The organism is Corallococcus terminator, from assembly GCF_003611635.1.
GTDB lineage: Bacteria > Myxococcota > Myxococcia > Myxococcales > Myxococcaceae > Corallococcus > Corallococcus terminator.
Window position 1 is genome coordinate 1 of the sequence record NZ_RAVZ01000092.1, and the last position, 16,782, is coordinate 16,782.

Annotated in this window: 10 protein-coding genes; 7 read left to right on the forward strand and 3 right to left on the reverse strand. The window is 72.1% G+C overall.

What is annotated here, in order from left to right; translation table 11 throughout:
- Nucleotides 1–208: 208 nt before the first annotated feature.
- From D7V88_RS15410 to D7V88_RS15420, 3 genes are all read left to right on the forward strand, one after another.
- On the forward strand, nt 209–1,081 hold the full coding sequence (locus D7V88_RS15410; protein WP_244238168.1) for a hypothetical protein: 873 nt from the start codon (nt 209–211) through the stop codon (nt 1,079–1,081).
- 72 nt (nt 1,082–1,153) lie between these two features.
- Entirely contained in the window at nt 1,154–1,576 is a 423-nt protein-coding gene (locus D7V88_RS15415; RefSeq protein WP_120541401.1) for a cupredoxin domain-containing protein, read from the forward strand.
- A gap of 57 nt (nt 1,577–1,633) precedes the next feature.
- Nucleotides 1,634–4,573, forward strand: a complete 2,940-nt coding sequence (locus D7V88_RS15420) for a helicase C-terminal domain-containing protein (protein ID WP_120541402.1) — start codon at nt 1,634–1,636, stop codon at nt 4,571–4,573.
- 70 nt (nt 4,574–4,643) lie between these two features.
- On the opposite strand, the gene D7V88_RS15425 is transcribed toward D7V88_RS15420, so the two are convergent.
- The 3 genes from D7V88_RS15425 to D7V88_RS15435 all read right to left on the reverse strand — a co-directional run bounded on the left by D7V88_RS15425 (nt 4,644) and on the right by D7V88_RS15435 (nt 7,367).
- Nucleotides 4,644–5,786 (reverse strand): cysteine desulfurase family protein, encoded by a 1,143-nt coding sequence (locus tag D7V88_RS15425; protein WP_120541403.1) that lies wholly within the window; start codon nt 5,784–5,786, stop codon nt 4,644–4,646.
- 88 nt (nt 5,787–5,874) lie between these two features.
- Nucleotides 5,875–6,621: a methyl-accepting chemotaxis protein gene (locus tag D7V88_RS15430; protein WP_120541404.1), complete on the reverse strand. Its 747-nt coding sequence runs from the start codon at nt 6,619–6,621 to the stop codon at nt 5,875–5,877.
- Nucleotides 6,618–7,367 carry a HEAT repeat domain-containing protein gene (locus tag D7V88_RS15435; protein WP_120541405.1) on the reverse strand — a complete coding sequence of 250 codons (750 nt, stop codon included), beginning with the start codon at nt 7,365–7,367 and terminating at the stop codon, nt 6,618–6,620. Before D7V88_RS15435 ends, D7V88_RS15430 begins: the two co-directional genes overlap by 4 nt.
- 167 nt (nt 7,368–7,534) lie before the next feature.
- Here D7V88_RS15435 and D7V88_RS15440 point away from each other — a divergent pair, with 167 nt between their 5' ends.
- The 4 genes from D7V88_RS15440 (at nt 7,535) to D7V88_RS15455 (ending at nt 16,747) form a co-directional block, all read left to right on the forward strand.
- Nucleotides 7,535–9,301 (forward strand): S53 family peptidase, encoded by a 1,767-nt coding sequence (locus D7V88_RS15440; RefSeq protein ID WP_120541406.1) that lies wholly within the window; start codon nt 7,535–7,537, stop codon nt 9,299–9,301.
- A gap of 105 nt (nt 9,302–9,406) precedes the next feature.
- A complete protein-coding gene (locus D7V88_RS45155; protein WP_120541407.1) occupies nt 9,407–10,702 on the forward strand; it encodes a hypothetical protein in 1,296 nt (431 codons plus the stop codon).
- A 241-nt stretch (nt 10,703–10,943) separates the two neighbouring features.
- A complete protein-coding gene (locus D7V88_RS15450; protein WP_120541408.1) occupies nt 10,944–14,129 on the forward strand; it encodes a poly-gamma-glutamate biosynthesis protein PgsC/CapC in 3,186 nt (1,061 codons plus the stop codon).
- Complete coding sequence (locus tag D7V88_RS15455; protein WP_120541409.1) at nt 14,126–16,747, forward strand: hypothetical protein; 2,622 nt, start codon at nt 14,126–14,128, stop codon at nt 16,745–16,747. Before D7V88_RS15450 ends, D7V88_RS15455 begins: the two co-directional genes overlap by 4 nt.
- Nucleotides 16,748–16,782: the final 35 nt, after the last annotated feature.

Genomic DNA, 16,782 nt, shown 5'->3' on the forward strand with positions numbered 1-16,782 from the left:
GGCCCTGCCTGGTGCCGGTGTACCGGCTGGTGCACGAGGCCGCGTCCCGCCACACCTTCACGACCTCGCAGACGGAGCGGGCGTCGCTCGTGGCCAGCGTCAGCCCGAACACCACCCGCACCAACGTCCAACCCACCGCGCCGCGCCCGCGCCCGGAGGTTTCGCGCCAGGTGCCGGGGCACGTCCCTCCGCGCCCAGGGCGCCGGGCATGGGCGGGCCTCCCCGCTCGGGCGGTCCTCCGGGCCGCTTCGGTCCCCGGCCCTCCACGCCGCGCCCGCCACCCACGCCAGAGCAGATCCTGGCGCTGGCCACGCGCGAGCACGTGCCGGCGCGCATCGCCAAGGGGGAGCTGGAAGGCAAGATGAAGGCGCGCATCTGGCGCAAGCTGCACGCCGAGGAGGCGAAGCGCTTCGACCAGGTCTACGAGCTGATGGGCCAGACGGCGGGCCTGTCGCTGGGCGACGCGTTCGGCATCCTCCAGAGCGGCCTGACGGTGGCGGAGTTCATGGCGCGCAAGGAGCGCAGCCAGCGCAAGGCCGCCATCAAGCAGGCGCGCGGCCAGGTGGACAACGCGCTGGTGGCGGACTTCCTGGGCGCGTTCATCGAGCAGAAGACCGAGCTGTCCGTGGTGCTCGCCGAGCGGTCGCTCTTGGACACGCTCCTGTCGGAGGAGGCCATCGCCTTCACCTTCGAGCGCACGGGTCGGCTGGAGAAGCTCCAGGTGGTGCTCATCTCGCGGCGGGGTGACTGGGAGCGGCTGATGCCGACCCTGGACCGCGACGCGAAGCTCACCCAGAAGCCGGCGCAGGTGGCGCGTCAGCCGGACAAGCGGCCCTATTCCGACCCGCGGCCGTTCTTGCCGCACATCGGGCAGACGGTGAAGCTGGTGATGCGCAACGGCATCACGGTGGAGGCGCCCCTGTTGCGCGTGGGCCGCTTCGACGTGCTGCTGGGCGAGCCGGGCCACGAGCTGTTCATCCCGCTCCACGCCCTGCTGCGCTTCGAGGCGCCCCCGGCCCCGCCCGAGGACGAATCCGACGACGACGACCTGCCGGCCGCGGCCCCGGATTCCGAGGGCTGAGGTCCGCTGTTCTCTTCCGGGCGGCCTGGGCTTCTGTGCCGGGCCGCCCTTTCTTCTTTCGGAGTTCCGCCCATGCGTCCGTTCTTCTCCCGCATCATCAAGCCCTGGCTGGCGCTCACCGCGGCGGCCATCGTCGCGGGGGCCTCGCAGCAGGCCTGCACCCAGGATTCGGCCGCGAAGGCGCCGGCCGCGCCCGCGGCGGTGGAGGTCGGGAAGCGGGAGAACGGCGTGCACGTGGTGGAGCTGGCCGTCACGGAGAAGGGCTACGAGCCTTCCCCGGTGCAGCTCAAGAAGGGCGAGCCGGTGAAGCTGGTGGTGACGCGCAAGACGGACATGACGTGCGCCACCGAGCTGGTGATGGACGAGTACAAGATCGACACGAAGCTGCCGCTGAACACGCCGGTGGAGATCGCCTTCACCCCCAGTCAGTCCGGCACGCTGCGGTACGGGTGCGCGATGGGGAAGATGATCGCCGGCACCTTCGTCGTGGAGTAGTGGCCACCGCGCGTTAACTGGCGATGTCCCCCCGGGCGGGTAGGCTCGACGCCCTGCATGGGCAGCTCGGAGCTCTTCACCCGGCACGTCTTCCTGGACCTCGAAACGACGGGGCTGGACCCGCGTGTGGACGAGGTCATCGAGGTCGGCTGCCTGTTCTTCGAGAACGGCCGCGAGGTGGACCGCTTCAGCCGCCTGTATGCGTCGTCGCGCCCGCTGAACCTCACCATCAAGCGCCTCACGGGCCTGGGGGACGCGCAGCTCGCCGGCCAGCCCCGCTTCGACACCGAGCGCGCCGAGCTGCGTGAGCGGCTGCGCGGGTGGACGGTGGTGGCGCACAACGCCCCGTTCGAGAAGGGCTTCCTGCCGGACGTGCTGGGCCCCATCCGCGCCCCGGTGCTCGATTCGTGCGAGCTGATGCACTACCTGCACCCGGAGCTGCCCAGCCACTCGCTGGAGTCGCTGATGCGGTGGGCGAAGCTGGGGCAGCAGCAGCCGCACCGCGCGCTCCACGACTGCGCGGCGGTGCACGCGGTGCTGGTGCACGCGCTGGACGGCTGCGTGCGCGACGGCCGCGCCGAGGACGTGGCGGACCTGCTCTCCACGATGGACCCCCGGGCCCGCACGTCCCTGCTGGGGCCCACGCCGCTGCTGGACTCGGCCTCCGCGGAAGACGAGCGCGACCTGGGGCTGGACGCGGAGGCCCGTCCGCTGGTGGAGCTGCTGTCCCGGCTGTGGGAGGCGTGCCGGGCGACGCCGGTACCGCTGGGCCTGGAGACGACGGGCGGCTTCCTGCGCGCCCGGCCGGAGCGGCGGCGGGCGAATGGCGCGCGGCCTCCTCCCGAGCCGGAAGCGGATGCGACTCCGCTGCCGGTGCGGCCGGAGGAGGTGTCCGCGGTGCTGGGGCCCGACGGCGCGCTGGAGCGTGGCGGTGGGTTCCTGTCCCGGCCCGCGCAGTTGGAGATGGCGCACGCGGTGGCGCGCACGCTGTCGGACGGTGGGCAGGTGGCGGTGGAGGCCGGCACCGGCACGGGCAAGTCGCTGGCGTACCTCACGCCCGCCGCGCTGTTCGCCGCGCGCAACGGGTTGAAGGTCGGCGTGGCGCCGCACACGAAGACGCTCCAGGACCAGCTCCTGGAGAAGGACCTGCCCCGGCTGCATCAGGCCACCGGGGGCGCGTTCGGCTATGCGCTCCTGAAGGGCCAGACGAACTACCTGTGCCGCCGTCGCGCGCTGGAAGCCACTCGGGTGGAGCCGGGGATGAACCATTCCGCTCGGGCGCCCCGGGCCTACGTGCGCGCGTACATGCGCCGCAGCACGGATGGGGACCTGGACCGGCTGAGCCACTGGTTCCGCGAGCGCTTCCCCGCGATGCACGGGCTGGTGCCGGCGGTGCGTTCGGAGGCGGCGACGACGCTGGGCGAGCGGTGCCCGCACCACCACAAGTGTTTCTACCACTCGGCGGTGGCTCACGCGCGTGAGGCGGATGTGCTGGTCATCAACCAGTCGCTCGCGTTCGCGTGGCCCGCGCGCTACCCGCGCCTGGACCACCTGGTGCTGGACGAGGCGCACGAGTTGGAGGACGTGGCCACCACCGCGCTCACGCTGGAGCTGTCGGACCTGGCCTTCATGCGCCTCACGGAGCGGCTGCACGGGCGAGACGGACGCCGGGGCCTCTTCGCGGAGCTGCGCCGCGCGCTGGCGGCCACGCGCCGGGAGGAGTCCCGCTCCCTGATGGGCGAAGTGGACGACGCGCTTCGCACGCTGCTCCAGGAGGCGCGCGCCCTGGGTGAACAGGTGACGGCGCTGTGCGAGCCGGCCTCCGCGATGCCCGGCGAGGACGCGGACGAAGCGGCATACGCCCCAGAGCTTCGGGTGACGGACGCCGTGCGCGCCCTGCCCGCCTGGGAGCCCGTGCGCGAGGGGCTGGATGCCGTGCGCGGCGCGCTGCAACGGGTGCACACGCTGCTCGCGGTGCGGGCGCTGGCGGCGCTGCCGGAGCTGGCGGTGAAGCAGCCCTCGCTGGAGCGCGAGTTGGCCGGGGCCACCACGGAGCTGGGTGAACTGGGCGTACTCGCGGGCGAGCTGGCCGGCGAGCCGGATGTGAAGCGGTGCTACGCGGCGCGCGCGGAGCCTCGCAAGGGGCGCTGGAGCGTGGGCGCGCAGTTGGTGGACGTGTCCGAGGCGGTGGCGAAGGACTTCGCCGCGAGCAAGCGCGCGCTGGTGATGACGTCCGCCACGCTGGGCACGGGCGACAATGTGCCGTTCGTGCTGAAGCGGCTGGGACTCCGGCCGCCCATCCTGCGCGCGCCCTCCCCTTTCCACCTGGGACGGCAGGCGCTGGTGGTGCTCGTCACCGACGCGCCGCGCGCGCACGAGGAGCCCTTCATCGACTGGGCTTCGGGGCGCATCTCCGGGCTGGCGCAGGTGATGGGTGGACGGGTGCTGGGATTGTTCGCCTCCACGCGGCGGCTGGAGCGCGTGGCTCGCGAGGTCCAGGCCCGGCTGGAGCCGCATGGGATTGAGGTGCTGCGCCAGTCACGCGGGCACGGCCGTTCGCTGGCGGCGCGGCAGGAGCGCGACACGGGCACGGTGTTGCTGGGCACCAAGAGCTTCTGGCAGGGCGTGGACATCCCCGGGCGCGGCGTGGGGTGTGTCTTCATCGACAAGCTGCCGCTGGAGCCGGCGTCGCGTCCGCTGGTGGCCGCGCGCGAGGAGCCCCTGGCCCGGGGTGGCAACGAGTACCTGGGCTTCCTCCAGTACCGGCTACCGCGAGCGCTGTTGATGCTGCGTCAGGGCGTCGGGCGGCTCATCCGCTCCACCACCGACCGGGGCATCGTCGTGGTCGCGGACCCCGGGCACGCCAGCTACCGGCCCATGCTGCTCCAGGCGCTGGACGGCTACCGCGTCGTGGCGCTGCCGTGGGCGCAGGCGCGTCTGTTGTTGCACTCGGAGCTGATGCAGATGGGCCTGGCCGCGGACACCGCGCGCGTGTGATTCCGCACCGGGGCGGACATCGCTCCGGGTGATCCGTTCCGAGGTCGTGTCTCGCCCGACCGGGCTCGGACTACGGCCCCGTGAGCCGCTTCCACGAGCGCACCAGCGCCACCGTCGCGCGTTCGATCTCCTCCGCCGTCGTGCCACGACCGACGCAGAGGCGCACCGTGCCTAGCGCGGCGTCCAGCTTGATACCCATCGCGAGGATGACGGCGGATGCGCTTTCGTGGCCCTCGTGGCAGGCCGACCCCGTCGAAGCCGCGACCTCCGGTGTCCCCGCGAGCACCGCGTCCCCGAAGACGTTCGGGAACCGGACGTTGAGCGTGTTCGGCAGACACAGGTCCAGACGGCCGTTGAGCGCCATCCCCGGGATGGCCGAAGCGAGGCGCTCCCAGAGCAGGTCCCGGCGCACGCGCATGCGCGACGCGACCGCCTCCAGGTCACGGCCCGCCACCTCGCACGCGACCCCGAGCCCGACGATGGAGGCCACGTTCTCCGTGCCAGGACGCAGGCCACGCTCATGCGACGCGCCGAGCGCGAAGGGCAACAGCGGGGTGCCGCGCCTCACGTAGAGCGCGCCCACGCCCTTGGGCGCGTAGAGCTTGTGGCCCGCGACGGACAGCAGGTCCACTCCCAGCTCCCGCACGTCCACCGGGGTCTTGCCCAGAGACTGCGCCGCATCCGTGTGGATGACCGCGCCCGCTGCGTGCGCGAAGCGGGCCAGCTCCGCGATGGGCTGGTAGACGCCGGTCTCGTTGTTCGAGTGCATCACCGTGACGAGCGCCGTGTCCGCGTTGACCGCGTCCCGGGCCTCGTCGAGCCGTGCGCGGCCCTCCGTGTCCACGCCGAGCCGGGTGACGCGCCAGCCCTGCTTCTCCAGCCAGTCACAGGGACGCGCCGTCGCGGGATGCTCGATGACCGTCGTCACGAGCTGGCGCCTTTCTCCTGCCGCCTCGCCAACGCCGCGGATCGCCAGGTTGTTCGCTTCGGTGCCGCCCGACGTGAAGAAGACCTCGTCCGCGTCACACCCGAGGAGCGCGGCCACCTGCTCGCGCGCCTGCGCCACGGCGGCGCGGGCCCTCGTGCCGTAGACGTGCCCGCTGGAGGGGTTGCCGAAATGCTCCCGCAGGAACGGAAGCATCGCGTCCAAGCACTCCGGCAACAGCGGCGTCGTGGCGTTGTGATCCAGGTAGATGGGCGCGTCGTGAGTCATGGGGAGTCCTTATGCCATCAGGAGCCCTCCGGCGTGTCCGCCCACTCGCGGCGTCACCTCCGGCCCCTGGCCCCCCTGCCCGCCTGCCCTACCGGGCCAGCCGCTCGCGGTAGCGCGCTTCCAGGGCGCTCAGCTCATCCACCCACGGCCCGGAGACGCCCTTCTGCCTCGCTGCCGTCAGGGCCTCCGCCAGCACGCGCGCGTCCTCTTCCTGCTGGTTGCGCAGCCGCTGCGTCATGTCCCTCGCGGCCTCGAAGACGTCCTGGAGTTCGTCGCCTTCGCGCAGGCCGTGCTGCGGCGGACGCAGGCGGCCTTCGGCCACCTCGCGCACCATGCGCTTGATGCGGAACAGCGGGCCCGCCATCCGGTGCGTCACTACGATGGTCGCCAGCGCCACCACCACGATGAACGTCAGCATGCACAGGCCCAGCACCCACCACGTCAGCCGCTGGTGACGCTCCAGCTCCTCGCGCTGCGCGACGATGGCCGTGCGCTCCGCCTCGTAGCCCGCATCGATGGCCTGCGCCTGCTCGCGGAACTTCGCCTCGAAGGACGGGTCGTCCATGTGGGCCAACAGCTCGTTGGAGAGCGTGGCCCCGGACAGCTCGCGGCTCACCTCCGCCGCGCGCGAGCGGGCATCCACCGCCGTCGCCGTCTCCGCCATCAGCGAGTTCGCCGCGCGCGCCAGGAAGATGCCGAGGATGGCCGCCAGCACCAGCGACACGCCGACGATGTACGCGGTGAGCTTGAGCTGGAAGGGCGCATCCAGCAGGAAGTTGCGCCACCTGCGCTTCGTCGGAGCGGGGGTCGGGGCCGGGGCGGTCGTCGTCGTCATGTCTCGCTGCTCCACTCGAAGGTCGCGGCGGCTTCCTCGATCGCGCGGGGGATCAGGGCCTTCAACAAGTCCGCGGGCGGCGCACCCGCGGCGTTCACTTCCACCTGTCCCATCAATGACTGCTCCGGGTAGCTCATGCAAAGAATCGCGAGGCGAAGCCCTCCGCTGTCCGTGGCTTGAATCTCCGCCGTGATGCGGTAGCCGTGCACGCCCATCTTCTTGAGCGCGCCCTTCGCCGCGGCCTTCGTCTCCTTCACCGGCGCCATCTGCGCGCCCCTGCGCACCAGCTTCGAGCGCAGACGCGCCTCCGTCACCTTCACCAGCTCCGGAGGGATGCCGCCCGTCTTGTCCTTCAGCGTGTCCAACGCCAGGTAGAAGCGCGGCCGGCGCGCCTGGTACGCCTTGATGGCCTTGACGGACTCCGCCACCGCCGCCTGCACGGAGGCGTCCGTCTCCCCCTGGTACGCCTGGAGACAGTCGAGTCCCCCTGGCTCCAGGAGCGACCCCAGGCCCTTGGCCACCGCCGCGCGCACCAGCTCGCTGGGGTCCTTCAGCGCGCCGCACAACGGCGTCACCGCTTCAGGGTCCTCGGTGGCGCCCAACACGAGGGCGGCTTGTGAGCGCGCACGCGGATCCCTTCCCTTTTCCAACTGGCGACCCAGGAAGGTGATGCGCGTGTCTCCCTGCGCCAGCGCAGCGCACGGCAGCAGGGAGAGGATGAGCAGGATTGCTGTCGGCAGCCGCATGGGATGGGCAAAGAAGTGCCACCAGTGTAGCCGCGTTTTACCACTCCATGACAGTTGCCTCGCAGGGCAATCGCACCCACCTTCGATGCGCACAATGGGCGACGTCCTCCAGCCCGGAGGACGTGGGGTGCGGCGGACCCGAGGGGTCCCCGCGAGTTGGGGGAGCAATGAAGCGCGGACACATCCTCGCGGGTGTTCTTCTGCTGTCAGGGTGGATGGGGGGGTGTCGGGACTCGGACCGGCTGACGTCGGTGGGCAAGCCCCGTCCGCCAGGGCCTACACCGGTGGAAGGCGCGCCCACCCTTCCCGACTCGGAAGCGTCCCAGCCGCCCCCCACGACCCAGCCGCCGCCGGAGCCGGAGGTGGTGGACCCGCCGCCGGAGCCGGAGGCCGAGGTGTTGGACCCCACGCCCATCCCGACGACGGATGGCGTCCCCGGGCCGTTGCCGGGCGTCTACACCGATAAGGGCGAAGCGCCGGAGACGGACCTCATCCGGGGGCTGGTGGCCTTCCCCATCCGCGACAGGGACGCGCTGGAGCAGCGCATCAACGACATCTACAAGCCAGGCGGCGCGGGCTTCCGCAAGTACATGACGCCCCAGGAGTGGAACGCGAAGCACGCGCCCCTGGAGAAGGACATCACCCTCGTCACGGACTGGATGAAGTCCGCGGGGCTCCAGACGCCGCGCGTCGCATCCAACCGGCTGCTGGTGCAGTTCGTGGGCACCGTGGGCCAGTTCAACAAGGCCTTCGGCGTGAAGATCCGCATCCTGGAGCGCAAGTCGCCCCAGGGCGGAAATGATCCGCACGACGTCTACGGCCTCACGGAGCCCATCAAGGCGCCCACGTTCGTTCAGCAGCGCGTGGCCGCCATCGTCGCGCTGGACCTGCCGGCCGGGGTGGGCACGCTGCCCGGCGAATTCGGCCAGCCCTCCACGGAGAAGCCCGACCCCATCAACCGGGGCCTCACCCCGCAGCAGGTGGCGCGCGCGTACGGCCTGGACACCCTCTACAACCAGGGCCACCAGGGACAGGGCACGAAGCTGGGCGTGGTGATTGGCGCGAGCTTCCGGTGGAAGGACCTGCGGGCCTTCTGGAAGATGTTCGACATCGAGCGCGAGGACCCCAAGGTCATCCAGACCATGGAGCCGCCCGTCACGCGCTACCGCGAGGGCACGCTCGACGTGGAGTGGGCCGCGGCGATGGCGCCCAAGTCGGAGGTCATCGTCTACATGGGCCCGGACGCGCGCAACACGTCCATGCTCTTCACCTTCAACGAGGCCATCGCCCGGGGCGAGGTCTCCGTCATCACCACGTCCTTCGCGCACCGCGAGGACTCCGAACCGCGCGCCGTGCATGAGCAGTATGGCGCCTCCGGGATGATGGCCGCCGCGCTGGGCATCACCGTCACGGCCGCGAGCGGCGACTCCGCGGGCGTGGACACGCCGGGCTCCAGCCCGTACGTCACGGCGGTGGGCGGCACGCAGTTGAAGATGAACGGCATGACGGTGACGGGCGAGACGGCCTGGTACTACTCCGGCTCCGGCATCAGCCGCACCTTCACGACGCCGGAATGGCAGAAGGGCATCGTGCCCCTGCCCGCGAAGCGCGCGGTGGTGGACGTGGCGCTCAACGCGGACACCGGCTTCTGGTACACGTGGTTGGGCGTCACCGTGCCCAACACCGGCACGTCGTTCTCCTCGCCCATCTTCGCGGGCCTCATCGCGGTGGTGAACGGCGCGCGCTCCGAGGTGGCGAAGCCCCAGGTGGGCTGGCTCAACTCGCAGCTCTACACGCTGCCCGCCGTGCAGGGCACCTTCCGCGACATCACCGTGGGCGTCACCGACCGGCAGTACGAAGCCGGGCCGGGCTGGGACATCCCCACCGGTTGGGGCGCCCCCGACGCGGACGGGCTCCTGCGCACCCTTCCCTAGCGGACAGGTGGCAGGGGCGGACAGGCATGCAGGCCCTTCCCCGGCTGTCATCCGGGATTGACGGGATGCGAATGCGTGCGCAAGCAGCCGTGTTCGGGACGGGCCATGCCCCAGCCCCTCCTGCGCACGTCCCTCCTCTGCCTCCTGCTGCTCGCAGCCGCCTGCAGCAGTGCCGTCGCCGGTCCGACCGGTGCCGTATCCGAGGCGCCCTCGGCGGCGTCCCCCGGCAGCGTCGTGCAGACGCCCGCGTCGCCCTCGGCCCCCGTCGAGGACGTAAGCCAGGCTCCGGCGGAAACACCCACCGAGGACCCGAGCGCGCCTCTTGAGGAGACGCCGCTCGCGGAGACGCCCGCTCCGGAGACGGAGACCCCGTTCACCGTCGCGCCTGCTCCCTCTCCGAGCGTGTGCGCACCGCTCAGCGGCCTGGCCACCCTCCAGGGGAACCTGTCGACGTGGCTGTTGGGCACGTCCATCAGCCCGGCTCTCAGCGGGGGCTTCAAGGAGCCGGGCGGCACGGAGCTCACCGCCTTTGAAGGCGCCTTCCGCGTGCTGCTCACGCAAGGGCCCACCGCGCAGGTGGTGCAGGACCTGGGCAAGCTGGGCTTCGGCGTGGCCACCTTCCGCAACCACGACGGCGCCGCGTGGCTGGTGGTGCGCGAGCAGGGCCTGCTCACCCGGGGCGGCGGCACCTTCATCCTCAACCTGTCGCCCGCGCGCGACCTCTGGCTGGAGGCGCCGCACGCGGACTCCGACGAGGGCACGCTGCGCCAGACGTCCACGCAGTTGGTGACGCTGGGGGCCCGCGCGCTGCTGCTCACCGGCAGCAACCGCTGCGCCGTCACCACCGCCAGCCCGTGCAGCGGCACCACCAGCGTGTGCGGCACCCAGGGCCTGCGCATCTCCGACGCCGCGCACTACGGCAACACCTTCTTCACCGCCGCCCACCGCGCGCTGCGCGACACCTACCCGGCCGCGGTCGCGGTCAGCGTGCACGGCATGGACTCCAGCGAGGGCCCCGAGGCCGCCGTGGTGAGCGACGGCACCAGCGTGCAGCGCCCCGGCTCCCTCTCCGTGCGCTTTCGCGACGCACTCAACACGCACCTGGTGGGCACCAAGCGCGCCTTCTCCTGCAACGCGCCCGAGGATGCCGGCAAGCACCGCACGCTGTGCGGCACCAGCAACGTGCAGGGCCGCATCGACAACGGCGCCGCCGACGCGTGCTACGCCGAGGCCACCGCCGCGTCGGACCGCTTCCTCCACCTGGAGCAGTCCGTCACCCTGCGTGGCACCGGTGCTTCCTCCAAGGCGGTGATCCAGGCGCTCGCGGACACCGTGCCGTGCAGCCTCACCGGCTCCGGCCTGGGCTGTCAGGCCGTGGCCACCGCGGACCCGTGTCCTTGAGCTGACATCCTGGCTGCACGCACCCTGCGTGCCAGATGCGGGGCTCCGGGTGAAGTCGCGGGCGGACTCCGGGGGCGCATCCTTGGGCTCGGGGACACTGTGAGCGCGCCAATGTCAGGGCGTGGGCAGTCCGTGCGACTCGCGGATCGGGTCAGGGGTTGAGCAGCAAACGCTTCTCAGGCCGTGAGAAGTGCAACCCTGGTCGGAGCAACCGGCCTCCCTAGATTCGAGCGCAGCCACCATGGCGCTCTTTTCGACCCTGACATTGTTTCCGGCTTACTCCCTCGACACCTCCATTCTCGTGGCGGTGCTCGTCGGTGTGCTCATCCTGGCGCTCCTCACGGAGACGCTCGGGTGGGTCTTCGTGGGCCTCGTTGTTCCCGGCTATCTGGCGTCGGTGTTCGTCATCCACCCGGAGGCGGGTGCGACGGTGGTCGCCGAATCGCTGCTCACGTATGGGCTGGCGTTGGCGCTCTCCAGCGGACTGAGCCGCACGGGAGCGTGGAGCGAGTTCTTCGGCCGCGACCGCTTCTTCTCCATCGTGCTCGCGAGCGTGATGGTGCGCGCGGTGAGCGAGACGTGGCTGCTGCCCGTGTTCGGCCGGTGGATGGATGACCGCTGGGGCACGTCCTTCATCGTGGACCGCAGCCTGCACAGCATCGGCCTGGTGCTGGTGCCGCTCACCGCGAACGCGCTCTGGAAGCTGAAGGTGCGCCGCGGGCTGTGGCAGGTGGGTGTGCCGGTGGCGCTCACGTACGCGCTCCTACGCTTCGTGCTGCTGCCCGCGACCAACCTGTCCTTCAGCAGCCTGGAGCTCATGTACGAGGACGTGGCGCAGGACTTCCTGTCCAGCCCCAAGGCCTACATCATCCTGCTGACGACGGCGTTCCTCGCCGCGCGCTTCAACCTCAAGTACGGCTGGGACTTCAACGGCATCCTCGTTCCCGCGCTGCTGGCGCTCACGTGGCTGGAGCCCCTGAAGCTCGTCGCCACGCTGGCGGAGGTGCTGCTGCTGGTGGTGGCCGCCAAGGCGGTGCTGTCGGTGCCGGGGCTGCGCACGCTCAACCTGGAGGGCCCGCGCAAGACAGTGCTCGTGTTCTGTCTGGGCTTCGGCGTGAAGTGGATCATCGGCTGGGCCATGGGCGGCCGCATTCCGGGCCTGAAGGTGACGGACCTGTTCGGCTTCGGCTACCTGGTGCCCACGCTGCTGGCGGTCAAGATCCTCCAGAAGCAGGTGGTCGCGCGCGTGCTGCTGGCCACGCTGCACACGTCGCTTGCGGGATTCCTCATCGGCAGCCTCGCGGGCTTCGGCCTGTCGCTCATCGAACCGCGTCCCGCCACCGCGCTCACCGCGCAGGCGCCGAGGGAACAGGCGCCGGGGCTGGGCCTGGACCAGACGCCGCTGGGCCTGATGGCGATGGGCCGCGCCACCGCGCGTGAGAGTGACGCGGGCGGCGTGTCGCTGCGCCTGAAGCATGGCGACCTGCGCGCGTACTCCGCGCTCTGGAACCACGTGGACACGTGGCTGGAGACGGGCCGCATGGAAGGGATGACCGCGCTGCGCACGCAGGCGGTGTCACTGGGGCTGGAGCTTCGCGCGCTGCCGGAGGTGGAAGGTGTTCCCGCGCGCTTCGCGCTGGTGGAGCGCGTGGACGGCGAGGGCAAGGCGGGCTGGGACACGTCCCTGCTGGTGCCCGGCGCGAAGGGGCCGGTGCTGGAGGTGCCGCGTCCCCTCACCGAAGCACCCAGCGCCGAGGCGGCCGCGCTCCTGTGTGAACGCGTGCACTGCCGCGCCATCATCGTGAGCGGCGTGGATTCACGCCGCGCGGGGCTGGTGCTGGGCGACGCGCTGTCGCAGTCGGAGACGCCGCTGCGCCACGCCCACGAAGCGCTGTCCTCGCGTGAGCGGGTGCAGGTGCGCGTGGATGCGTCGCTGAAGCCGGGCCAGGTCGTGCTGCACACCCGGGACGGCAAGGCGCCGGAGTCCCTGGCCGCGCTGTGGCCCGACGCGAAGGTGACGTCCGCCGCGCCGCCGGAGCCCGGGGACACCTGGGGCGAGGAGCGGCTGAGCGTGCTGCGCGCGGGGCCCGCGGACCTCGCGTCGCTGGTGCTCGCCCAGGCGCCGGCGCTGGCCGCGCCGATGACGGAGCGCGACGCGCTGGGCGCCCTGATGGTGACGCCGGAAGTGGCGCGCACGCCGACGGCGCGGCCCTCGGATTCGGAGTTGCTGGTGCTGGAGCAGCAGGTGGCCGCGCTCCTCCTGGGTGGAGGGACGGCGGGCGTGCCCGTGGAGCTGCGGGCGCGCTGGGCCGGGACCATGGCGGCGCTCATGGGCCTGCGGGTGCACCCGGTGACGGACTGCGCCCAGGCGAAGGACTGCTGGTGGGTGACGGACGCGGAAGGAACGACAGGCCGGTTGGGCGCGGGGCTGCTGGTGCGGCAGGGCGGCTCGCCGCTCGCGCTGGAGGTGCCGTCGCCGCTTCGCGAGGCGGGCACGCTGCCGGTGGCCGCGGAGCTGTGGCACGAGGCCGGCGCCACCGCGCTGGTGTTCGCCACCTCCTCCGACGATGCGCCCCACCCCGCGACGTTCGGGGAGCTGCGCACCGCGTTCCAGGCCTTCCACCAGGCGGTGCACCGCGCGCTGCCGAAGGAGCACGGACAGGTGCTGACCCTGCGCGGGTTCTCCGGCCGGCCTTCCGTGAACGCGGACGTGCTGGTGGACGTAGGCAACCCGGTGCTCACCCCGGCGCAGCGGCCGGCGGAGCTGGAGCGCCTGCTGTCCGCTTCCGGCCCGCTGGGCTGGCTGGGCCAGCGCGTGCGCTACAACGACGGCGCTCCGGAGCTGACGGGCCTCAATGACGCGAGCCCCCAGCAGGTGTTCTCGCGCACCTTCGGCGGAGCGAAGCTCGCGACGCTGTGGCTGTCCGAACCGCTGCGCGGCGCCTTCGTGGGTCCCCGGCTCGCGGCCGAGGAGCTGGCCCTCACCGGCCTGACGCCCGAGGAGTCCCGCGAGTCGCCGGAGCGCGCGTTGCTGGCGGACCGGCTGGTGGCGCCCTCGCAGCCGGTGTCGGCAGCGCTGAAGGAACACTTCGCGGAGCTGACCGCCAGCGCGGAGCGCTACGTGGCCCAGCAGAACGTGCACGACCTGCGCGCGCTGTCCCAGACGAAGCGCGTGGGCAACGTGTCCCGGCAGGTGAAGTCCGGCTTCAGCGCCGAGCACGGCCTGCCCTTCCTCCTGGTGGAGGCGCGGCAGGGACAGCAGGTGCTGCGCGCCATCTATTTCCTTCAGCAGCACCCGTCGCCGCTCGAGCGCGCGGAGCTGACCGCCGGTGACGCGGGGCTCGCGAGCGCGGTGGACGTGGCGCTGCGGCACCGCCGACCGGTGGTGTTGACCGGGGAAGTCTCCCGCGAAGAGGCACGTCGATGAAGAACCGCAGTCGCGCGCTCCTGGCCCTCGTGGGCCTGGTGGCGGGCCTCGCCCTCATCTGGGGCGCGAGCCTCGCCGTCCTGGGCAACAACGACACCCCCACCGCCCGGCGCGACGCGAAGTTCGTCAACGCCGAGCGCCTCATCTTCTACCGCCTGGAGCCGGGCAAGGAGATGCGCGTGCGGGTTCCCTCCGAAGCGGAGGAGCTGCTCATCGTCACGCACGAGATGCTGCCCGAAGGCACGCCCTACGCGCCGGAGAAGCAGTACCAGTACGGCCTCCAGGCCATCCTGCGCGCCCCGGCGGGCATCGTGCTGGAGCGCTCCATCTTCACGCGCACGCGCCAGAGCAAGGGCCAGCCCCAGGAGGACGGCACCTTCCTGGAGGAGAGCGCCTTCACCACCAGCGCCACCGCGCAGGTGACGGACGAGCGCGAGTTCGTGCTGCGCCTGCCGGAGCGGCCGGAGCATTCCGTGCTGTACCTGCGGCCCGCGGGCACGAACGGCACGCTGCTGGCCCGCGTGTACGTCCGGGCGCACCGCACGCTGCCGCTGCTCGCGTCGCAGAAGCTCGCGCAGGCCCGCGCCGAGGTCCGCGCCGGCCGCGCCACCTTCGAGCCCTTCGAGAAGCTGTCCCAGGACACGCGCCGCTGGCTCACGGAGGAGCACTGGGAGCGGCTCAACGCGGAGGGCGAGGCGGGCACCGACTACCAGATTGAGCCCGTCTACCGCACCCCGTACCGGCTGCCGCTGGTGGAGGCCACCGAGTCCGTGCACGAGCGGCTGGAGGCGGGACGCGCCGTGGCGCTCAACGTCACCGGGCCCGCGAAGCCGGTGCTGTGGCTGTGGAGCGACGCGACGGACGCGCACCCGCAGCCGCATGGCCCCGTGACGGTGAAGACGCTGTCACAGGACGGGCTCGTGCACACGCTGGAGCTGCCGGGCCCCGTGGCTGGCTCGCCCATGTCGCATCCGCTGGAATTGCCCCCGGGCGTGCACACCGTCACGGTGCGCAACGAGGGCAAGGAGGACCTGCGCTACACGGTGGAGGGCCCGTTCGAATCGTGGCTGCTGCCCGCCGGGCCACGCCCCGCGCCGGGCGCCGCGGCGGATGGCCACGTCGCCTTCCTGCCGGACACGCGCCGCACGGAGGCGTTCGCCACCGGCCCCGCGTGCCCGATGCTGGAGCTGGACATCGATCCGCGCATGGACTCGGCGGGACGGCTGGTGCGCATCGACGCGCGCTCGCTGGACCGCACGCCGTCGCAGGAGCCGCTTCACCTGAGCCTCACGGTGCTGGATGCGCAGGGTCAGCCGCTGGGGCAGGCCGCGCTGGACGCCACCACGGAGCCCGCGCCGTTCGAGAGCGCGGACCTGGTGGCGCTGCCCGGGGGCGCGCTGCCGTGCGCTCCCGTGGCGAAGGTGACTTCGGACGCGGGCTCCGGAGAAGTGACGGACCTGCCCGCCTGGGTTTCGCAGGTGGCGAGCGCGCGGCTCTTCCTTCCGGCGGGTGCGCGCAAGCTGCGCGTGGAAGCCCCGCGCTCCACCATCGTGCAGCTCTACAGCTTCCTGCCCGGGGATCAGGCGCTCGCGCCCGTGGCGCCCTACACCGAGACGGCGCTCACGGGCGTGCGCTGGCGCAACGCGCCGCTGGATCAACGCTCATGGCACCCGATGCGGCCGGCCAACCTGACCGCGCTGATGCAGGGCGGAGCGCGCATGGAGTTGCTCAGCCAGGTGCGCCTGGAGCCCGTGGGCCCGGGCGACGAAGCGCTGCCGCCCTCCGGTGACGCGGTGGTGGTGCGCCCGTATGGCTCGCCTTCCGTGGTGGAGGTCCTGGAGTCCGCGGATCCGGATACGGCGGACGTGGTGCGCGCGCTGTCCACCATCCTGGAGCCGGGCCGCGCGGTGCGGGCGCAGTTCGACGCGCGCACGCCCACCCGTCCGGAAGTGCGCCTGTCGTTGAAGGACGCGACGGCGCTGGGCAACGAGGTGGAGGTGCTGCTCGACGGCGAGCCCCTGCACCGCTTCACCGTGCGCTCCACGCGTTCGCGCGAACTGCTGCCGCCTCTTCCGCCCGGCGAGCATGAGGTGCTGCTGCGCTCGTCCGCGCCCGGCCTGTCGGCGATGCTCAACCGGCCTCCCGTGGCGGGCAGCGGGCTGCGTTCGCGCACGGTGTATCCGGTGGGCACCGGCGGCCTGCGCGTGCCGGTGCGCAAGACGGGCACTGGCTCCGTCACGCTCAACATCGTCGTCTACACACCGGTGGCGGAGGCCTCCACCGGGCCCCGGCTCTCCGTCACGGTGGATGGGGGCAACCCCGTGCGCCGCGCCAGCGTGCTGGTGCCGCACGTCACCCGCGCCGAGCGCACCGTGGTGCTGCCCGCCTCCGAGCGGGACCCCGCGATGCCGGCGGGCCGTCCGGGCGTGAAGTGGTACGCGCGCACCGTGCCGGTGACGCTGGGCGAGGACATCGCGCCGGGCATGCACACCGTCCGCATCCAGGCGGTGGGCCCCGAGCCGATGTGGGCGCGCTTCTTCGTCTTCGGCCAATCGCTGGAGAACACCGCCCCGCGCGAGTGGAACCGGGGCGGCTGGCAGTTGGAGGAAGCGCTGTGAAGCCGTCCCGGAGGACCGGGTCGTGGCGCCCGTTC

What these genes read in the sequence shown, in the direction of transcription:
- D7V88_RS15455 (WP_120541409.1), top strand. Translation starts at nt 14,126, where the DNA reads ATGAAGAACCGCAGTCGCGCGCTCCTGGCCCTCGTGGGCCTGGTGGCG.
- D7V88_RS15425 (WP_120541403.1), bottom strand. Translation starts at nt 5,786, where the DNA reads ATGACTCACGACGCGCCCATCTACCTGGATCACAACGCCACGACGCCG.
- D7V88_RS15440 (WP_120541406.1), top strand. Translation starts at nt 7,535, where the DNA reads ATGAAGCGCGGACACATCCTCGCGGGTGTTCTTCTGCTGTCAGGGTGG.
- D7V88_RS45155 (WP_120541407.1), top strand. Translation starts at nt 9,407, where the DNA reads ATGCCCCAGCCCCTCCTGCGCACGTCCCTCCTCTGCCTCCTGCTGCTC.
- D7V88_RS15450 (WP_120541408.1), top strand. Translation starts at nt 10,944, where the DNA reads ATGGCGCTCTTTTCGACCCTGACATTGTTTCCGGCTTACTCCCTCGAC.
- D7V88_RS15410 (WP_244238168.1), top strand. Translation starts at nt 209, where the DNA reads ATGGGCGGGCCTCCCCGCTCGGGCGGTCCTCCGGGCCGCTTCGGTCCC.
- D7V88_RS15430 (WP_120541404.1), bottom strand. Translation starts at nt 6,621, where the DNA reads ATGACGACGACGACCGCCCCGGCCCCGACCCCCGCTCCGACGAAGCGC.
- D7V88_RS15415 (WP_120541401.1), top strand. Translation starts at nt 1,154, where the DNA reads ATGCGTCCGTTCTTCTCCCGCATCATCAAGCCCTGGCTGGCGCTCACC.
- D7V88_RS15435 (WP_120541405.1), bottom strand. Translation starts at nt 7,367, where the DNA reads ATGCGGCTGCCGACAGCAATCCTGCTCATCCTCTCCCTGCTGCCGTGC.
- D7V88_RS15420 (WP_120541402.1), top strand. Translation starts at nt 1,634, where the DNA reads ATGGGCAGCTCGGAGCTCTTCACCCGGCACGTCTTCCTGGACCTCGAA.